The organism is Rhizobium sp. YTUHZ044 (genome assembly GCF_051123975.1).
GTDB lineage: Bacteria > Pseudomonadota > Alphaproteobacteria > Rhizobiales > Rhizobiaceae > Rhizobium.
Genome location: NZ_CP101426.1, coordinates 2,059,407 through 2,076,766, shown reverse-complemented (window position 1 = coordinate 2,076,766; position 17,360 = coordinate 2,059,407). Strand labels below are relative to the sequence as shown.

Sequence of the window (17,360 nt, the reverse complement as noted above, 5' to 3'; positions counted from 1 at the left end):
TTAAATATCCTTCCGCCTGAGGAGATAGTCGAGGCCGCCGACCCGATACCAGCGGTAGCCATAGGCATCGAGCATGACCGTATGGCGCCCCTTGTCGTCGGCTTCGCTACTTGCCCCATCGGCAATATCGATCAGCGATCGCCCGAGTTCACCAACATTAGGATCGAAGGTCACTTCCATCGGGTGCGGATGCAGGTTGTGCAGGATCAGCACCGAATTGCCGCGCCAGTCATAACGCAGCGCCAGGACGCCGTCGTCACCTGTGTCGACCGCTGAGAAATCGCCCCAACCGATCTCGGGAGCCTCCTTGCGCATCCGGATCATCCGCTCGGTCCAGTTCAAGAGCGAATTGGGGTCGCGCCGCTGGACGGCGACGTTGATATGTTCGAAGCCGTAGGGGCCGTCTTTGATAACGGGCGAAACGGGCTTCGCGCTTTTGGTGAAACCGCCTTCCGGTTCCCTCGACCATTGCATCGGGGTGCGCGCGCAATTGCGCTCCGGCAGGCACAAATCATCGCCCATGCCGATTTCATCGCCGTAGCGGATGACCGGCGTTCCGGGCAGCGAGAACAGCAGGCTGTAGGCCAACTCGATCCTGCGACGGTCGCCGCCGAGCATGGGTGCCAGGCGCCGGCGAATGCCCCTGTCATAAAGCTGCATGCCCTTCTCGGGTCCAAACGCGGCGAATACCGCGTCGCGCTGCTTATCCGTCAGGCGACCGAGATCAAGTTCATCGTGGTTGCGAAGGAACAGCCCCCATTGCGCGGTCGCCGGGCGCGGCTTCGTGGCCTCCATCGCTTTCTTCAGAGGCCGCGTGTCGGCCGTGGCGAGAGCATAAAACAGCGTCTGATTGACCTGGAAATTGAACATCATCTGCATGCGATCGCCATCGTCGCCGAAATATTCGAAATTGTCCTTCGGCAGGATATTGGCCTCCGCCAGCACGATGGAATCTCCCATGCGCCATTGCAGGAATTCGCGAAATTTCCTAAGCATTTCGAACTGCTCGACCGGCTTGGTGACCTCGGCGCCCTTGGTGGCGATGATGAAGGGGGCGGCGTCCATCCGGAAGCCCGAGACGCCGAGCTGGATCCAGAAGCCCATGATCTTGAGTATCTCGGCCTGCACTTCGGGATTGGACGTGTTGAGATCGGGCTGATGATCGTAAAAGCGGTGGAAATAATAGGCCTTGGCTCTTTCGTCATAGGTCCAGGTCGTCTTCTGGACGCCCGGGAAGACCATGCCCTGATCTGAGTTTGCAGGCTTTTTGTCTGACCAGACGTACCAATCGCGATAGCGTGAATGCGGATCGCTCCTGGCGTCTTCGAACCAGGGATGATCCTTGGAGGTGTGATTGATCACCAGATCGATCAACACCCGTATGCCCCGCTGTTTGGCACCATGGGTGAATTCGACGAAATCGCCGAGCGAGCCATACCGCGGGTCGACATTATAGTAATCCGAGACGTCGTAGCCATCGTCGCGACCGGGCGAAGTCTGGAACGGCATGAGCCAGATTGCCGTCACGCCGAGGCCGGAGAGATAGTCGAGACGGCGCATCAGGCCCTGAAAATCACCGACGCCATCGCCGTTCGCATCCATGAAGGTCTCGACGGACAGGCAGTAGATGACGGCGTTCTTATACCAGAGGTCGTTGATCATGCCGGCGCTCCAAATGCATCTGGTCGCAAATCCCGTCGGGCGGAAAATGTTCCGCAAGGCGATATTGTGCGCGGCCAGTTGGATAATTCCGACCTATAGCGACAGGCTGGTCATTGATGCTTTGCTTATTTTAGATAATTCTGATGTAATGTGGGTGCCAGCTGCAACAGCGATCGGTGCAATGTCGGAGGATGCCATGCAGTGCGCTCGGACGGTCTCTTTCCTATCGGCCACCATGATGGCCGTGACAGTTGGCGAGGCCTCGAATTCTGCAGAAAAAGGCGGACGGCTGAAGCCGGTGAAGAGCACCCCCTCTGAGCATGTGCTGCTGGTTCCCCTCGACGCAAAGATGACGCCGCCGATCTTCTCGATCAGCTGGTGGTCGCGCGTAAGGCCCACTTCGGACGTCAATCCGCCCGGATCGCTCTTTCGCGAGACGAAACAAAAGGACGCGGAATACGGCTGGCGAGCTGACTGATCACGTTCAAAAGGAAAGGCCGGCGCGGGGCGCCGGCTTCAAAGATCCGTTCGGTTTGAAGCAACCTAGGCCGCGCGGCGGATCAGGATGTGCTTCTTCTTGCCGAGGGAGAGCTTGATGACGCCGTCGGAGGTGATTTCGCCGCTGCCGATCAGGCGGCGTTCGTCGCTGACAGCCTCGTCATTGATGCGCACTGCGCCCCCCTGGACGTGGCGGCGGGCCTCGCCGTTGGAACCGGCAAGGCCGGCGCGGACCATCAGCGAGAGCAGGCCGATGCCGCCGTCGAGTTCGGTGGCCGGGATCTCGACCGAAGGCAAGTTTTCGGCGACGCGGCCTTCCTCGAAGGTGGTGCGGGCCGTTTCGGCGGACGCTTCGGCCGCCTCGCGACCGTGGACGATCGCGGTCGCTTCCGTGGCGAGAATCTTCTTCGCCTCGTTGATTTCGGCGCCGCCAAGGGCCTCGAGCCTGGCGATCTCGGTGAGCGGCAGGCGGGTGAAGATCTTCAGGAAGCGGCCGACATCGGCATCCTCGGTGTTGCGCCAATACTGCCAGAAATCATAGGGGCTGAAGACATCCTCGTTCAGCCAGACGGCGCCGGAGGCGGTTTTGCCCATTTTGGTGCCGGAGCTCGTGGTCAGAAGCGGCGTCGTCAGCGCGTAGAGCTGCGGCGTCCCCATGCGATGGCCGAGATCGACGCCGTTGATGATGTTGCCCCACTGATCCGAACCGCCCATCTGCAGGCGGCAGCCGTAGCGGCGGTTGAGCTCGACGAAGTCGTAGCCCTGCATGATCATGTAGTTGAACTCGAGGAAGGAGAGCGACTGCTCGCGGTCGAGGCGCAGCTTGACGCTGTCGAAGGAGAGCATGCGGTTGACCGAGAAATGCCGGCCGACATCGCGCAGGAATTCGACATAGTTGAGCTTCATCAGCCAGTCGGCATTATTGACCATGAGGGCATCGGTCGGGCCGTCTCCGAAGCGCAGAATGCGCGAGAATATCTTCTTGATGCCCTCGATGTTGGCGGAGATCGCCTCCGGCGTCAGAAGCTTGCGCTGCTCGTCACGGAAGGAGGGATCGCCGACCATCGAGGTGCCGCCGCCCATCAGCGCAATCGGCCGGTGGCCGGTCTCCTGCAGCCAGTGGAGCATGGTGGCGGAGATCAAATTGCCGATATGCAGGCTCGTCGCCGTTGCGTCGTAGCCGACATAGGCCGTCACGACCTCCTTCGCGAACAGGTCGTCGAGGCCGCTTTCATCGGAAACCTGATGAATGAAGCCGCGCTCTTTCAGCGTGCGGAGGAAATCGGACTTGAACTCGGACATGGCTTTCGTCTCTTCGTGCCTGCGCTGCGCCCACCGGGCTTCACGCAACTTCGTTGTTGTTGATCTGTCGCGGCGCGTTTAGCACTGTTTTTACAAAAGTGCATCCGGGAATCGCATGGGAGACAAGCCTCATGGATGTGGTCAGAACCGCGATTGGACTGATGAGCGGCACGTCAATGGATGGAATCGATGTCGCGCTCATCAGGACCGACGGCCGCGGCTTCATCGAGCGCGGGCCCTTCCTCGGCGTGCCCTATGAGGCCGATTTTCGCGGGCGTCTCAAACGGGCGCTGGAACTGGCGCGGCCGCTGACCAACCGGCGCGAGCGGCCCGCGGAACTCCGCGAAATCGAACTCGAGCTGACCGAACGGCATGCTCTTGCCGTTACGGCATTTCTGGAGCGTTACGGGCTCTCAGCCGGTGCCGTCGATGTCCTCGGCTTTCACGGTCAGACGGTGCTGCATCGTCCTGACGATGGGCTGACGATCCAGATCGGCGACGGCCGGGAATTGGCGCGCCGGACGGGCGTATCAGTGGTCTACGACATGCGTGCCAACGACATGGTGCATGGCGGGCAGGGTGCGCCGCTGGTGCCGGCCTATCACGCAGCACTGGCGGGAAAACTGCAGCAGGCGGGAGAGGCGGTGTGCTTCGTCAATATCGGCGGCATCTCCAACCTCACCTATATCGACGCTGACGGCCGGATTGCCGCCTTCGACAGCGGCCCGGGCAATACGCTGATCGACCAATGGATAGAGATGCGGACCGGCAGACCCTATGATCCCGGCGGGGAGATCGGCGGGCGCGGCACGGTCGTCCCCGCCTTGGCCGAGCGCTATCTGAACAGCCCGTTCTTCCGCGGCAATATCCGTCGGTCGCTCGATCGCGGCGATTTCGCGCCGCTTCGGCCTGATGAGGCGAGCCTCGAAGACGGCGCCAGGACGCTTGCGCATGTCGCCGCAGCATCGATCGTCAAATCCGCCGGATTTCTGCCCGAACGTCCCTCGGCCTATATCGTCTGCGGCGGCGGGCGGCTGAACGGCACCTTGATGGCCGAGCTCTCGGCGATGGCCGAGGGATCGAGAGTGTTGAGCGCCGAGGCCGCGGGCTTCGACGGCGATGCGATGGAGGCCGAAGCCTGGGCTTATCTCGCCGTACGCTCGCTGGACGGGCTGCCGCTGACCTTTCCCGGCACGACGGGAGTTGCGGCTCCCGTCAGCGGCGGCGTGCTGGCAACGCCGTGACAGGCGAAAGAACCCCAGTGCGTCGTGACGATGGCGGTGGCAGACGTCGGTGCTCTGCCGGTCAGCGGATCCGCTTGGCCGCCGGCTCTGGCACCAGTTCGCCATTGAGGCGACGGTCGAGATAATCCTCGCATTCGCTCATCAGCGTCTCCACCTGACCGTTGAAGAAGTGGTTGGCGTTGGCGACCGTGCGATGGGTGATGAGGATGCCCTTCTGGGTCTTCAGTTTTTCGACCAGACCATTGACATCCTTTTCCGGCGCCACCTTGTCGGCCTCGCCGTTGATGATCAGGCCGGAAGAGGGGCAGGGCGCCAGGAAGGAGAAGTCGTAGGTATTCGGCTGCGGGGCGATCGACATGAAGCCCTCGATTTCCGGCCGGCGCATCAGAAGCTGCATGCCGATCCAGGCGCCGAAGGAATAACCGGCGACCCAGCAGGTCTTGGAATCGGGGTGCAAGCTCTGCACCCAGTCCAGCGCGGAGGCGGCGTCGGACAATTCGCCGGCACCATGATCGAATTCGCCCTGGCTGCGGCCGATGCCCCGGAAATTGAAACGCAGCGTCGTGAACCCGCGCTTCTGGAACATGTAGAAGAGCTGGTAGACGATCTGATTGTTCATCGTGCCGCCGAACTGCGGGTGCGGGTGCAGGATGAGCGCGATGGGCGCGCTTTTTTCCTTGGAGGGCTGGTAGCGGCCTTCAAGACGGCCGGCTGGGCCGTTGAAAATTACTTCGGGCATTGGTACTCCGGGTTTTATTTCGCGTTCGCGCTGCGTTGGACGACAACATGACTTGACTAACGTTGTCAGCTTTTCTAAAACGCAGTTTAGAACAATTCGAAACTTGCATGGCGATCCACGCTTCGTGGAACGTGTCATAAGGCAAGCCCGGCGGAAATTTCAAGAAAAATGCACCGCGGCCGCTGAAGCAAGCTCGTCAAGCGCAGGACTGAAGATCATGGCGCCGCCACGCCTTTATCTCGACTGGAACGCCACAGCGCCGCTGCATCCCGCAGCACGCGAGGCGATCATGCGCGCCATTGACATATTCGGCAATCCGAACAGCGTGCATGGGGAGGGCCGCGCCGCCCGCGCCGCCATCGAAGGCGCACGGCGCAAGGTGGCCGCTCTTGCCGGCACCGATCCGGGCAATGTGATCTTCACCAGCGGCGCGACGGAGGCCGCCAACTTGGTGCTGACGCCGGATTTTCGCATGGGCCGCACGCCGCTTCAGCTCGGCCATCTCTATTTTTCCGCCGTCGAGCACCTGGCTGTACGAGAGGGAGGCCGATTCCCGAAGGACCGCACGACCGAGATCCCGGTGACGGACGCCGGTATCGTCGATCTGCAAGCGCTGGCCGCATTGCTCGATGCCCATGACACATCGACAGGCCTCCCGATGGTCGCGATCATGTTCGTCAACAACGAGACGGGCATTGTCCAGCCGGTCGAAGAAGCGGCCAGGATTGTGCGGGCGCACGGTGGTCTCTTTGTGGTCGACGCCGTGCAGGCGGCCGGTCGTCTGCCGATCGAGATCGAGCGCATCGGCGTGGATTTCATCATCGTCTCCTCTCACAAGATCGGTGGACCGAAGGGGGCGGGTGCACTGATCGCGCGCGGCGAGGCGCTGATGCCGAAGGCGTTGATCCGCGGTGGCGGGCAGGAGAAGGGTCACCGGTCGGGGACACAGAATTCGCTGGCGCTGATTGGCTTCGGAGCTGCGGCGGAAGCCGTGCTTCAGGATCTTGAGGAACGGAACGCTGCGATTGCTGCGCTGCGCGACAGGCTGGAAGCCGGCATGCACGCTACCGCGCCCGATGTCATCATCCATGGCGCCGGTGGTCCGAGGGTCGCCAACACGATTTTCTTCACGCTCCCTTGCCTGAAGGCGGAGACCGGGCAGATCGCTTTCGATCTTGAAGGCGTTGCCCTTTCGGCGGGCTCTGCTTGCTCATCCGGCAAGGTCGGCGAAAGCCATGTGCTGACGGCGATGGGGCGCGACGCCAAGCTGGGGGCGCTGCGCATCTCGCTCGGCTTTTCCACAACGGAAGAGGATATCGATAGGGCGATTGCCGCCTTCGCGAAGATAGCCTGCCGGCGCAGGTCGGCGGGCGAGGCGGCTTGACCGCCTCATAAACTTGCGGAAACACAAATTTCCGCTTGCCAATCGGGCTGAAAAGTTCCTTTTGGCCTCCTACATCAGGGCAAAGGATTTTGCCCGGGGCAAGTCAACTGCCCATACGCTACAAGCTGCCGGACCTTGTATCCGGCGAGATTGGAGAACGAAATGGCTGCCGTGCAGGAAACGATCGACCAGGTGCGCCTGATCGATGTGGACCAGTACAAATACGGTTTCGAGACCGTCATCGAAATGGACAAGGCGCCGAAGGGCCTGTCCGAGGATATCATCCGCTTCATTTCGGCCAAAAAGCAGGAGCCGGAGTGGATGCTGGAATGGCGTCTCGAGGCCTATCGGCGCTGGCTGACGCTGGAAGAGCCGACCTGGGCACGCGTCAATTATCCGAAGATCGATTTCAACGACATCCATTATTATGCCGCGCCGAAAAGCGCGCCGGGTCCGAAGTCGCTCGACGAGGTCGATCCGGAGCTCTTGAAAGTCTATGAGAAGCTTGGCATCCCGCTGCGTGAGCAGGAGATCCTGGCCGGCGTCGAGAAGCCGAAGATCGCCGTCGACGCCGTTTTCGACAGCGTCTCGGTCGTCACCACCTTCAAGGCGGAGCTGAAGAAGGCCGGCGTGATCTTCATGTCGATCTCGGAAGCGATCCGCGAGCATCCCGATCTCGTGCGCAAATATCTCGGTTCCGTCGTGCCGACCTCGGATAATTATTATGCGACGCTGAATTCGGCGGTCTTCACCGACGGTTCCTTCGTTTTCGTGCCGAAGGGCGTTCGTTGCCCGATGGAGCTTTCCACCTATTTCCGCATCAACGAGAAGGGCACCGGCCAGTTCGAGCGCACGTTGATCATCGCGGAAGAGGGCGCCTACGTCTCCTACCTCGAAGGCTGCACTGCGCCGCAGCGCGATGAAAACCAGCTGCATGCGGCCGTGGTCGAGCTCGTGGCTCTCGACGATGCCGAGATCAAATATTCCACCGTCCAGAACTGGTATCCGGGCGACAAGGAAGGCAAGGGCGGCATCTACAACTTCGTCACCAAGCGCGGCGATTGCCGTGGCAATCGCTCGAAGATTTCCTGGACGCAGGTCGAAACCGGGTCGGCGATCACCTGGAAATATCCGTCCTGCATCCTGCGCGGCGACGACAGCCGCGGCGAATTCTACTCGATCGCCGTGTCGAACGGCCATCAGCAGATCGACAGCGGCACCAAGATGATCCATCTCGGCAAGAACACGTCGAGCCGTATCGTCTCCAAGGGTATCGCGGCCGGCGTTTCCAACAACACCTATCGCGGCCAGGTCTCGGCCCACCGCAAGGCGTCGAACGCGCGCAATTTCACCCAGTGCGATTCGCTGCTGATCGGCGACAAGTGCGGCGCTCATACCGTGCCCTATATCGAGGCGAAAAACTCGACGGCGCAGTTCGAGCACGAAGCGACGACCTCGAAGATCTCCGAGGACCAGCTTTTCTACTGCCTGCAGCGGGGCATCCCCACCGAAGCGGCGATCGCGCTGATCGTCAACGGTTTCGTCAAGGAAGTCCTGCAGGAACTGCCGATGGAATTCGCGGTCGAGGCCCAGAAGCTGATCAGCATCTCGCTGGAAGGCTCGGTCGGTTGATATGAACGAGACGGACAAATAGCGTATTTTTGGACGTCTGGAGAATATGCGGGGCGAAATATTGGCGAAAATTCGCCCCCGCGAGCAAAGATACGAAACGGAAAAGCCGCCGGAGCAGCCTTACGTGTTTCTCCAGCAGCGCATGGAAAAACCGGGGAAGATCATTGAAGGAATTCCGGAATTCCTCGAATGGCTCTGGCTCATAACTGTCGCGGTTTTCCGTGTCATCCGTTTCATTTGGCGATAGCGCCGAGCACAACATGTCGATGCCCTTAGAAATTACGCGAGGCTCAGACGAGCTACGCAGAGGAACGCAGGAACGAAAAATGCTTGAAATCAGAAACCTTCATGCCCGCATCGCCGAAGACGGCACCGAGATCATCCGTGGTCTGAACCTTACGGTAAAGGCCGGCGAAGTTGCGGCGATCATGGGGCCGAACGGCTCCGGCAAGTCGACACTTTCCTATGTGCTGTCCGGCCGCGAAGACTATGAAGTGACCGAAGGCGACATCCTTTATAACGGCGAGAGCATTCTCGAGCTCGATCCATCCGAGCGCGCCGCCAAGGGCATCTTCCTCGCTTTCCAGTATCCGGTCGAAATCCCGGGCGTCGCCACCATGCAGTTCCTCAAGGTGGCGATGAACGAGCAGCGCAAGGCGCGCGGCGAGGACGAGCTGACGACGCCGGATTTCATGCGCCGCGTCAAGGAAGCCGCGGCCAAGCTGCAGATCAATACCGAGATGCTGAAGCGGCCGCTCAATGTCGGCTTCTCCGGCGGCGAGAAGAAGCGTGCCGAGATCCTGCAGATGGCGCTGCTGGAGCCGAAGCTCTGCGTGCTCGACGAAACCGATTCCGGCCTCGATATCGACGCGCTGAAGATCGTTGCCGATGGCGTCAACGCGCTGCGTTCGCCTGATCGCGCCGTCGTCGTCATCACCCATTACCAGCGCCTGCTCGACTATATCGTGCCTGACACCGTCCACGTTCTCTACAAGGGTCAGGTCATCAAGTCGGGCGACAAGACCTTGGCGCATGAGCTGGAAGCCAATGGTTACGCCGACATCATCGGCGCAGCGGCCTGAGTTCGGGTGGAAAGGACGACGTCCATGAACATGCAGACGACGAGCCGCCTGACCGCGGCCGAAACGGCGCTGATCGACGCCTTCAATCAGCAGATCGGCGACCTGCCCGGCAATGGTGCAGTGACGGCCCTGCGTGACCGGCTTCTCGACGACCTCAAGAAGGCGGGCCTGCCGACGCGCCGCATCGAAGCCTGGCACTATACCGACCTCAAGAATCTGCTGCGCGCCTTGCCGGCGCAAGTGGGTGATGCCGGCTCCAACGCGCTTGAGCCGGTCGTTGCCGGTTCCTCGGTGCTGGCGGTCATTCAGGGCCATGCCAATCAGAAGGCGGCCGTCGACGGTCTTGGCCTGTCGGCCTATTCCGAACGGCTGATCGACGGTTCCGCCGTCGAAAGGCTCGATGCGTTGGGCAGCGACGATGCGGTCGGTCGGATCAACGGCAGCTTCGTGCGCGACGGCTATGTGGTCGACATGCCTGATGAAACCGAACTTGAAAATCCGCTGGAAATCCAGTTCATCCATGCCGGCGGGCAGACGCATACGCGTCTTCCGGTTTCCTTCGGCGCCGGCGTCAAGGGAACTGTCATCGAGCGTCACCGTGCGGTGACGGGCGATGCCGCCTTCGTGTCCCATATCAGTGACATCACAGTCAGCGAGGGCACGGAGCTGACCTGGATCATCCTGCAGCAGCAGGGTCCCGACGATACTCATCTTGGCCAGATCCGCATCGATCTCGGCGCCGACGCCAAGCTCCGGCTGTTTGTCATCAATGCGGGCGGCAAGCTGGTGCGCCAGGAACTGAATATCAAGGTGACGGGCGAGGGCGCCGATCTGACGCTGCGCGGCATCAACCTGCTCGGGGCCGATAGCCATACCGATGTGACGATGGTGCTCGGCCACGACGTCCCACATACCGGTTCGACCGAAGTGATTCGCAACGTCGTCTTCGACCGCGCCAAGGGTGTCTTCCAGGGCATGATCCGGGTTGCGCCCGATGCGCAGAAGACCGACGCCAAGATGGCCTGCAACACGCTCTTGATGTCCGACGACGCCGAGTTTTCGGTCAAGCCGGAGCTCGAGATCTTCGCCGACGACGTGCAATGCGGCCATGGCGCGACGGTCACCGATATCGATGCCAATCATCTCTATTACATGATGGCGCGCGGCATTCCGGAGAACAAGGCGCGGGCGATGCTCGTCAACGCCTTCGTCGCCGAGATCGTCGAGGAACTGGAAGACGAGGCCCTGGTCGAGGCGCTGGAAAGCGTGATTTCGGCTTGGCTCGAAAAGCACGCCTGATCGGATAAATGCCATGGACAAGATAGTGCCGGCCACTGAGTACGACGTCGAAGCCATCCGCCGGGATTTCCCGATCCTGGCGGAGAAGGTGCACGGCAAGCCGCTGGTCTATCTTGATAATGGCGCCTCGGCGCAGAAGCCGCAGGCGGTCATCGACGCCATCTCGCATGCCTACGCGCATGAATATGCCAATGTGCATCGCGGCCTGCACTACCTTTCGAACGCCGCCACGGATGCCTATGAGGCAGCGCGCGAGAAGGTCCGCCGCTTCCTCAACGCGCCCTCGGTCAACGACATCGTCTTCACTAAAAATTCGACCGAAGCGATCAATACTGTCGCCTATGGCTGGGGCATGCCGAAGATCGGCGAAGGCGACGAGATCGTCCTGACGATCATGGAGCACCATTCCAACATCGTGCCCTGGCACTTCATCCGCGAGCGCCAGGGCGCGAAGCTGGTCTGGGTTCCGGTCGATGACGAAGGCGCCTTCCATATCGAGGATTTCGAGAAAAGCCTGACGGAGCGCACCAAGCTCGTCGCCATTACCCATATGTCGAATGCGCTCGGCACGATCGTTCCGGTCAAGGAAATCTGCCGGATCGCGCATGAACGCGGCATCCCGGTGCTGATCGACGGCAGTCAGGGTGCCGTGCACCTGTCGGTCGACGTGCAGGACATCGATTGCGACTGGTATGTCATGACCGGCCACAAGCTCTACGGCCCGTCGGGTATCGGCGTGCTCTATGGCAAGAAGGAGCGGCTCTCGCAGATGCGCCCCTTCCAGGGCGGCGGCGAGATGATCTTCGAAGTCGCCGAGGACGCGGTCACCTACAACGATCCGCCGCATCGCTTCGAAGCCGGCACGCCGCCGATCGTCCAGGCGATCGGGCTCGGTTATGCGCTCGACTATATGGAGAAGGTCGGGCGCGAGGCAATCGCCCGCCATGAGGCCGATCTTGCGGCTTACGCAGCCGAGCGCCTCAGATCGGTCAATTCGCTGCGGATGTTCGGGACGGCGCCCGGCAAGGGGAGCATCTTCTCCTTCGAGCTTGCCGGCATCCATGCCCATGACGTCTCGATGGTGATCGACCGGCAGGGCATTGCAGTGCGGGCCGGCACGCATTGCGCCATGCCGCTCTTGAAACGCTTCGGCGTCACCTCCACATGCCGAGCATCGTTCGGCATGTACAATACCCGCGCCGAGGTCGATGCGCTGGCCGATGCGCTTGATTATGCGCGCAAGTTCTTTGCCTGAGGAGTGTCCGTGATGAGCCTGGACGAAAGCGAACAGAAGATCGACGTGCGCGAAGGCATCGTGCATTCCAGCATCCCGGCCGATGAACTGGCGCGGCTCAGTGATGACGTCATCGCCGCGCTGAAAACCGTCTACGACCCGGAAATCCCTGCCGACATTTTCGAACTCGGCCTGATCTACAAGATCGACATCGAGGACGACCGGATGGTCAAGATCATGATGACCCTGACCGCTCCCGGCTGCCCGGTCGCCGGCGAGATGCCGGGCTGGGTGGAGAATGCCGTTGGCGCCGTCGAAGGTGTGTCGGGCGTCGAGGTCGAAATGACCTTTGATCCGCCGTGGACGCCGGACCGCATGTCCGAGGAGGCGCAGGTCGCCGTCGGCTGGTACTGAGCTACGCTAGTACACAGTACCGCGCGCGGTATTGATCCATTTACCTCGGGCGACTACATTTGATTCACGAAGCACCGGATCTTGACCCCGGTTGTGGAAGGAGATGAAGCCGATGGGCTTTGCAGTGATGAGCATGACGGAAGGGGCTGCCGCCCGCGTCAAGGCGATCGTCGAAAATTCCGGGCCGGAAGCCAAGGGCGTTCGTGTCGGCATCAAGAAGGGCGGCTGCGCCGGGATGGAATATACCATTGACCTGGTGACCGAGCCGAATGCAAAGGACGATCTGATCGAGCGCGACGGCGCCAAGGTCTGGATCGAGCCCTCAGCCGTGCTTTATCTTCTCGGCACCGAGATGGGCTTCGAGCAGACGACGCTCCGCTCCGGCTTCACCTTCACCAATCCGAACCAGACGTCGGCCTGCGGCTGCGGCGAATCCGTCGAGCTGAAACCTGCCGATCTTGCGGCTCTCGCCGCACAGCGCCAGAGCGAGCCGGCGCATTCGTGATAAGATCCGGTGGCCTTGGTCGGGGCCGCATCGCTCTTTATTGTGGGTGAGCAAAGCGAGGCGCCGCACCGCAGGTTCCGTCCTGCTCAGCAGAACCTGTCATAAGAAACGATGGTGCGTGTTGCGTCTCGATATCTAGGTATGAGACGACACGGCAGCCATGAGGGTTGTTGCCGGCCAGCCGAACACCGAGGTTCGTGGAAAATACAGGATCGGGATTCCACTGCTCGTAGTATCCAGTGCTAAAGAGTCTATCTCGTTCCGCAACAAATGCGGCCGTCAGGCGCGCTTCCTCGGCTGCCGATATCGACTCCGCTCTCGGACCGAGTTCAATTTTGCATGAACGTCTCGATTTGCCACGAACAGGTGCATATTCGGCTTCCACGATGACAAAACGAGCACCGGGAACTTCCCAGTGCTGCTCGGTTACCTGGTATCCAGGTAAAAATGGAAAGGGCACCCCGGGAGCGGTCTTCGGGGCTACCGTCCTCATGTCGCGCCCAAGGTCACGTAATCCTTTTGCATCAAATTCTTTGCCTGTCTCCACGGCAATTCGACATCGTGTGAACAGGTCGCGCCAAACACCAGACAGGTCTTCGCTAGCACCGGCGCTGGTTATCAGAGATAAATTCAGAAGTACGAACAAGGTAATGCGGCGCAAGCGGAATTCTTCGCTGAAAACGTAATAGGGTCTAGATATAGCAATTACTGTAAGCGGGTCAGCTGATTTCGCGACGACTGAAGCACTATGTGGATCGTCACAGGCATGATGCAAACAAAATAACAACCAGTGCAGCGGCTGATAATCGCGCTCAGTCGCGCTTGATGCTCATGAGCATTTCCCACATGTCGGCGCCGGTCTCGAAGACCATGGCGTTCGCGTTGTAGCTTTGCTCGGCTTCGATCAGCTCGGTGAGTTCGGTGGCTGGATCGACATCCGAATCCGTGGGACCGACGCCTGAGGCAACGGAGGTGAGGCTGGTGTTCAGACTGTTATAACCAGGGGTGCTGCTGATTGCGACGTTGCTGGCGATCGCGCTGATCCGCGTCGTCTGTGCCCGCATTCCCAAAAGAGCAGTGCCTGCAATACTCGATATGCTCATCAGCCGTTTCCCCAGAACTGGATAGTCGTCTTTTACCCGGAGGGATTTAGGGAATGCTGAAGGCGTTGCGTTAGCAAAGACCTATGGGTACGCAACCATGCCGTCAGATGTGCCTCGCAATGGCACGGCGCGCAGCCATATCGGGATCTCCACGGGCACAAACCTACAGAACCAAGACGCCTGGACGGATCAAGTAAGGACGAGCATCACAGCAACATCGAGGCTCCGCGATCGATATAGGTATCAAGAAACTGCTCGAGGCGCGGGTTTCTCGGTCGCTTGAAAACCTCTTGGGGCGGACCGGTGAACAGCACCTTGCCGTGATCGAGAAAGATGATCTGCTGGCCGACCGTTGCGGCAAACCCGATCTCGTGAGAAACGACGACCATTGTCATGCCTTCGGCGGCGAGATCGCGCATGACGTTCAGCACTTCGCCAGTCAGTTCCGGATCGAGTGATGAGGTTGGTTCGTCAAAGAGCATGATCTTCGGGTTGAGAGCCAGGGCCCGCGCGATAGCAACACGCTGCTGCTGTCCTCCCGAGAGCTGTGACGGATAGTGGTTTGCCCGACCCTCGAGACCGACTTTGGCGAGCTGGGCCATTGCCCGCTCCTCCGCGTCCTTGCGGTTCATCTTGTGAACCGTCTTCAGCGCCTCGCTGACGTTGCCGAGCGCCGTCATGTGCGGCCAGAGATTGAATTGCTGAAAAACCATGCCGATCTGGGCACGAATCCGCCGATTTGCGGCGGCCGGCAATCGCTCCCTTACGCCCTTCGCATTTTCCGCAAAGCCGAGCACCTCGCCATTGACGGCAATGGTGCCCTTTGTCGATTCTTCCAGAAACGCCATGCAGCGCAGCAGCGTGCTCTTGCCGGATCCTGATGGACCGATCACGCAGGAAACCCGTCCCTGCGCGATATCAAGATCGATACCGTTCAGTACGGTGGAATCGCCAAACGTCTTGACAAGATTTTTGACTGCGATCGCGGGAACACTCATATGTTGAAAAACCTGAATCTGGTGAGTTTCGTTTCGGCGAGACGACCGAGCCAGCCGGTGATTTCGACAAGCGCCCAGTAGAAGAGGGCGAGGACAAAAAGCGCTTCGACAAATGCATATTGCTGCGATCCGATGGCGCTCAGTGTTGCCGTCAGTTCCGGCACGGTGATGATGGACAACACGGCCGTCTCCTTCATGAGGATGATCGTCATGTTGAGCGATGGCGGCAGCACCAGCATGGTCATCTCAGGCAGCAATATGCGCCTGACGATCTGCGTGTGTGTCAGGCCAACGCATAGACCCGCTTCGATATGCCCCTTCGGGACGGCGGCAAAGCCCGAGCGGAATATCTCGCTGAAATAGGCCGCGCCGTAGATGGACAGGCCAACGACGCCTGCCGGGATCGGATTGAGCGACAATCCGACGAAGGGGCCGCCGTAGTAGACGAGGAATATCTGAATGAGGAAGGGCGTGCCGCGCAGCACTGCGATGACAATCCCGAACGCCCTGTCCAAGAGCACCCCGCCAAAAAGCCGCGCGACAGCGACAAGGAAACCCAGAACGGCAGCGGCAAGAGCGGCGACGATCCAGATAACGATTGTCACGAAGGCACCGCTGGCGATCTCCGGCAAATGGCTGAAAATCACATTGATATCGAACGTCATCGCGGTGCTCCCGGCAGGGAGCGCTCGATCAGACCGCCGGCAAGCGCTACGATCCAATTGATGGCGAGGTAGATCAGACCGGCGGAAGCGAAGATTTCGAGCGGCAGAAAGGTGCTGCCGGCAAGGTCCTGGGCCATGCGGGTCAGCTCGACGATCCCGACAACGGAGACCAGCGAAGAAGCCTTCAAAATAAGGATCGCTTCGTTGACGAGCGCCGGAAAGGTCAGCCGCAGAGCGATTGGCGCCTTGATCCGGCGGAAAATCTGCATGGGCGTGAGACCGACCATCTCGGCGGACTCGACAAGGCCCGAGGGGACGCTGGCAAAACCGCCGCGCAGATTTTCAGCCTGATAGGCAGCCGTGCACAGCGAAAGGCCAACGATGGCCGCAACGATACTCGGCACGTTGATGCCGATCACCGGCAGAAGGTTGTAGATCAGCAACAGCTGCACCAGCAGCGGTACGCCGCGAAAGAAGCTGATGAAAACCTGCCCCAGCAGCACGAAAAGCCGTTGCCGCGAAAGGAGCATGGCGGAAACAATGATCGAGATCGCAAAGCCGATCAGAATCGAAACCACGCTGATCGTGACCGTGTAGATCGAAGCTTGCAGAAGAAGTTCGAAAAGTTTGGTGGACATGGGCGGTACTTGCCTGCGTGCTGCGGCCGTCACGTCTGTTCGCACGGCAAATTGCGCCCCGACCGATGGCGGGGCGCGAGCATTTCACCGGCAATGATTAGAATGCCGGATCCTTGACAGCGTCCGGTGTGTCGAAAGACGCACCGAACCACTTCTTTTGCAGCTCTGCCATACGCCCGTCTGCCTTGATCTTGAGCATCGCGGCATCGACCGCGTCCATCAGCGGGGCGTGATCGGCGTCCTTGAGACCGATGAAGCCGAAATAGGACTTCTTTCCGAAAGGCGGCAGGACGACTTCGAAAGTGCCCTTTCGCTGGCTCGCGACAAAGGCGATGTTCGGGAGCGAATTGGCAACGCCGGCAATACGGCCGGCTGCGAGATCGGCGTAGGTCTCCGTGAAGGCAGGATATTCGCGCACATCGACTTTGGTCGGCAGCGTGTCGGAGAATTCCTTCAGCTGGTCGAGCTGGGCAGTTGCCTTGCCGACACCAATCGTCTTGCCGGCAATGTCTTCCGGCTTGCTGATCGTCGTGTCACCGGCCTTCTTAAGGATGGCAATCGTCGCTTCGGCGATCGGCGGCGTGAAGCGATAGCGCTCCATGCGCTTCTTGGTGATCGTTGCAGGACCTGCGACGATATCGAACTTGCCAGCCTCAAGCGCGGGGAAGACGCCGTCCCAGGGAAGTGCCACCCACTCGATCTTGACGCCAAGTTCCTTGCCGATCTCGGCAAAAAGGTCGACGTTCAGGCCCGTATGTTCACCGGCGTCGATATAGTCAAACGGTGCGAAAGCCGTTTCGGTGCCAACCTTGAGCGTGCCGGCTGCCTTGACGGCCGCCAGCGTATCGGCTGCGTGGGCGGAAAAGGCTGCTCCTAACAGGAACGCAGCGCCGACCAGACCCGTCAGCAGTGACTTTGCCTTCATGATCATCTCTCCAGTTTTATTCCTCCGACGGAGGAG

Annotated in this window: 19 protein-coding genes; 10 read left to right on the top strand and 9 right to left on the bottom strand. The window is 60.3% G+C overall.

Features of this window, described 5'->3' with window-relative positions; genetic code table 11:
• Positions 1–1,662 (bottom strand): alpha-amylase family protein, encoded by a 1,662-nt coding sequence (locus tag NL154_RS10370; protein WP_210631180.1) that lies wholly within the window; start codon positions 1,660–1,662, stop codon positions 1–3.
• 13 nt (positions 1,663–1,675) lie between these two features.
• On the opposite strand from NL154_RS10370, the gene NL154_RS10365 reads away from it, so the two are divergent.
• The gene (locus tag NL154_RS10365) at positions 1,676–2,140 is read left to right on the top strand and encodes a hypothetical protein (RefSeq protein WP_311043531.1); all 465 of its coding nucleotides are present in this window, start codon (positions 1,676–1,678) and stop codon (positions 2,138–2,140) included.
• 65 nt (positions 2,141–2,205) lie between these two features.
• Here NL154_RS10365 and tyrS read toward each other — a convergent pair whose 3' ends face one another.
• Entirely contained in the window at positions 2,206–3,462 is a 1,257-nt protein-coding gene (gene tyrS, locus NL154_RS10360) for a tyrosine--tRNA ligase (protein ID WP_434734008.1), read from the bottom strand.
• 131 nt (positions 3,463–3,593) lie between these two features.
• On the opposite strand from tyrS, the gene NL154_RS10355 reads away from it, so the two are divergent.
• Entirely contained in the window at positions 3,594–4,706 is a 1,113-nt protein-coding gene (locus tag NL154_RS10355; RefSeq protein ID WP_434734007.1) for an anhydro-N-acetylmuramic acid kinase, read from the top strand.
• Positions 4,707–4,767: 61 nt separating this feature from the next.
• Here the strand turns inward: NL154_RS10355 and NL154_RS10350 are convergent, their stop codons facing one another.
• Complete coding sequence (locus NL154_RS10350) at positions 4,768–5,445, bottom strand: alpha/beta hydrolase (protein ID WP_064705075.1); 678 nt, start codon at positions 5,443–5,445, stop codon at positions 4,768–4,770.
• A 217-nt stretch (positions 5,446–5,662) separates the two neighbouring features.
• Here NL154_RS10350 and NL154_RS10345 point away from each other — a divergent pair, with 217 nt between their 5' ends.
• From NL154_RS10345 to sufA, 8 genes are all read left to right on the top strand, one after another.
• Positions 5,663–6,829: a cysteine desulfurase family protein gene (locus NL154_RS10345; protein ID WP_434734006.1), complete on the top strand. Its 1,167-nt coding sequence runs from the start codon at positions 5,663–5,665 to the stop codon at positions 6,827–6,829.
• A 162-nt stretch (positions 6,830–6,991) separates the two neighbouring features.
• Positions 6,992–8,461, top strand: coding sequence for a Fe-S cluster assembly protein SufB (gene sufB, locus NL154_RS10340; RefSeq protein ID WP_064705073.1), 1,470 nt, complete (start codon positions 6,992–6,994; stop codon positions 8,459–8,461).
• Positions 8,462–8,507: 46 nt separating this feature from the next.
• Positions 8,508–8,708, top strand: a complete 201-nt coding sequence (locus NL154_RS10335) for a hypothetical protein (protein ID WP_434734005.1) — start codon at positions 8,508–8,510, stop codon at positions 8,706–8,708.
• Between the two features lie 79 nt (positions 8,709–8,787).
• Positions 8,788–9,543: a Fe-S cluster assembly ATPase SufC gene (sufC, locus tag NL154_RS10330; RefSeq protein ID WP_221155775.1), complete on the top strand. Its 756-nt coding sequence runs from the start codon at positions 8,788–8,790 to the stop codon at positions 9,541–9,543.
• A 24-nt stretch (positions 9,544–9,567) separates the two neighbouring features.
• The gene (gene sufD / locus NL154_RS10325) at positions 9,568–10,842 is read left to right on the top strand and encodes a Fe-S cluster assembly protein SufD (protein WP_221155774.1); all 1,275 of its coding nucleotides are present in this window, start codon (positions 9,568–9,570) and stop codon (positions 10,840–10,842) included.
• A 13-nt stretch (positions 10,843–10,855) separates the two neighbouring features.
• Positions 10,856–12,097: a cysteine desulfurase gene (locus NL154_RS10320; RefSeq protein ID WP_434734004.1), complete on the top strand. Its 1,242-nt coding sequence runs from the start codon at positions 10,856–10,858 to the stop codon at positions 12,095–12,097.
• Positions 12,098–12,109: 12 nt separating this feature from the next.
• Positions 12,110–12,490, top strand: coding sequence for an SUF system Fe-S cluster assembly protein (locus NL154_RS10315; RefSeq protein ID WP_210631188.1), 381 nt, complete (start codon positions 12,110–12,112; stop codon positions 12,488–12,490).
• Positions 12,491–12,602: 112 nt separating this feature from the next.
• Positions 12,603–12,995, top strand: coding sequence for a Fe-S cluster assembly scaffold SufA (gene sufA / locus NL154_RS10310; RefSeq protein ID WP_221155772.1), 393 nt, complete (start codon positions 12,603–12,605; stop codon positions 12,993–12,995).
• Between the two features lie 37 nt (positions 12,996–13,032).
• Here the strand turns inward: sufA and NL154_RS10305 are convergent, their stop codons facing one another.
• The 6 genes from NL154_RS10305 to NL154_RS10280 form a co-directional block, all read right to left on the bottom strand.
• Positions 13,033–13,656 carry a hypothetical protein gene (locus tag NL154_RS10305; protein ID WP_434734003.1) on the bottom strand — a complete coding sequence of 208 codons (624 nt, stop codon included), beginning with the start codon at positions 13,654–13,656 and terminating at the stop codon, positions 13,033–13,035.
• A 151-nt stretch (positions 13,657–13,807) separates the two neighbouring features.
• On the bottom strand, positions 13,808–14,098 hold the full coding sequence (locus NL154_RS10300; protein ID WP_434734002.1) for a flagellar basal body rod C-terminal domain-containing protein: 291 nt from the start codon (positions 14,096–14,098) through the stop codon (positions 13,808–13,810).
• Between the two features lie 206 nt (positions 14,099–14,304).
• Positions 14,305–15,096 (bottom strand): amino acid ABC transporter ATP-binding protein, encoded by a 792-nt coding sequence (locus tag NL154_RS10295; protein ID WP_221155769.1) that lies wholly within the window; start codon positions 15,094–15,096, stop codon positions 14,305–14,307.
• Positions 15,093–15,761, bottom strand: a complete 669-nt coding sequence (locus tag NL154_RS10290) for an amino acid ABC transporter permease (protein WP_434734001.1) — start codon at positions 15,759–15,761, stop codon at positions 15,093–15,095. The genes NL154_RS10295 and NL154_RS10290 overlap by 4 nt, the downstream gene beginning before the upstream one ends.
• Positions 15,758–16,399 carry an amino acid ABC transporter permease gene (locus tag NL154_RS10285; protein ID WP_434734000.1) on the bottom strand — a complete coding sequence of 214 codons (642 nt, stop codon included), beginning with the start codon at positions 16,397–16,399 and terminating at the stop codon, positions 15,758–15,760. Before NL154_RS10285 ends, NL154_RS10290 begins: the two co-directional genes overlap by 4 nt.
• A gap of 97 nt (positions 16,400–16,496) precedes the next feature.
• Complete coding sequence (locus NL154_RS10280; RefSeq protein ID WP_405047675.1) at positions 16,497–17,330, bottom strand: transporter substrate-binding domain-containing protein; 834 nt, start codon at positions 17,328–17,330, stop codon at positions 16,497–16,499.
• Positions 17,331–17,360: the final 30 nt, after the last annotated feature.

Bases quoted from the DNA above. Each gene is read 5' to 3' on its own strand.
- tyrS (WP_434734008.1), bottom strand. From the start codon at position 3,462: ATGTCCGAGTTCAAGTCCGATTTCCTCCGCACGCTGAAAGAGCGCGGC.
- NL154_RS10295 (WP_221155769.1), bottom strand. From the start codon at position 15,096: ATGAGTGTTCCCGCGATCGCAGTCAAAAATCTTGTCAAGACGTTTGGC.
- NL154_RS10285 (WP_434734000.1), bottom strand. From the start codon at position 16,399: ATGTCCACCAAACTTTTCGAACTTCTTCTGCAAGCTTCGATCTACACG.
- sufD (WP_221155774.1), top strand. From the start codon at position 9,568: ATGAACATGCAGACGACGAGCCGCCTGACCGCGGCCGAAACGGCGCTG.
- NL154_RS10345 (WP_434734006.1), top strand. From the start codon at position 5,663: ATGGCGCCGCCACGCCTTTATCTCGACTGGAACGCCACAGCGCCGCTG.
- NL154_RS10355 (WP_434734007.1), top strand. From the start codon at position 3,594: ATGGATGTGGTCAGAACCGCGATTGGACTGATGAGCGGCACGTCAATG.
- NL154_RS10290 (WP_434734001.1), bottom strand. From the start codon at position 15,761: ATGACGTTCGATATCAATGTGATTTTCAGCCATTTGCCGGAGATCGCC.
- NL154_RS10335 (WP_434734005.1), top strand. From the start codon at position 8,508: ATGCGGGGCGAAATATTGGCGAAAATTCGCCCCCGCGAGCAAAGATAC.
- sufB (WP_064705073.1), top strand. From the start codon at position 6,992: ATGGCTGCCGTGCAGGAAACGATCGACCAGGTGCGCCTGATCGATGTG.
- NL154_RS10315 (WP_210631188.1), top strand. From the start codon at position 12,110: ATGAGCCTGGACGAAAGCGAACAGAAGATCGACGTGCGCGAAGGCATC.
- sufA (WP_221155772.1), top strand. From the start codon at position 12,603: ATGGGCTTTGCAGTGATGAGCATGACGGAAGGGGCTGCCGCCCGCGTC.
- NL154_RS10300 (WP_434734002.1), bottom strand. From the start codon at position 14,098: ATGAGCATATCGAGTATTGCAGGCACTGCTCTTTTGGGAATGCGGGCA.
- NL154_RS10370 (WP_210631180.1), bottom strand. From the start codon at position 1,662: ATGATCAACGACCTCTGGTATAAGAACGCCGTCATCTACTGCCTGTCC.
- NL154_RS10365 (WP_311043531.1), top strand. From the start codon at position 1,676: ATGCATCTGGTCGCAAATCCCGTCGGGCGGAAAATGTTCCGCAAGGCG.
- NL154_RS10280 (WP_405047675.1), bottom strand. From the start codon at position 17,330: ATGATCATGAAGGCAAAGTCACTGCTGACGGGTCTGGTCGGCGCTGCG.
- NL154_RS10320 (WP_434734004.1), top strand. From the start codon at position 10,856: ATGGACAAGATAGTGCCGGCCACTGAGTACGACGTCGAAGCCATCCGC.
- NL154_RS10350 (WP_064705075.1), bottom strand. From the start codon at position 5,445: ATGCCCGAAGTAATTTTCAACGGCCCAGCCGGCCGTCTTGAAGGCCGC.
- sufC (WP_221155775.1), top strand. From the start codon at position 8,788: ATGCTTGAAATCAGAAACCTTCATGCCCGCATCGCCGAAGACGGCACC.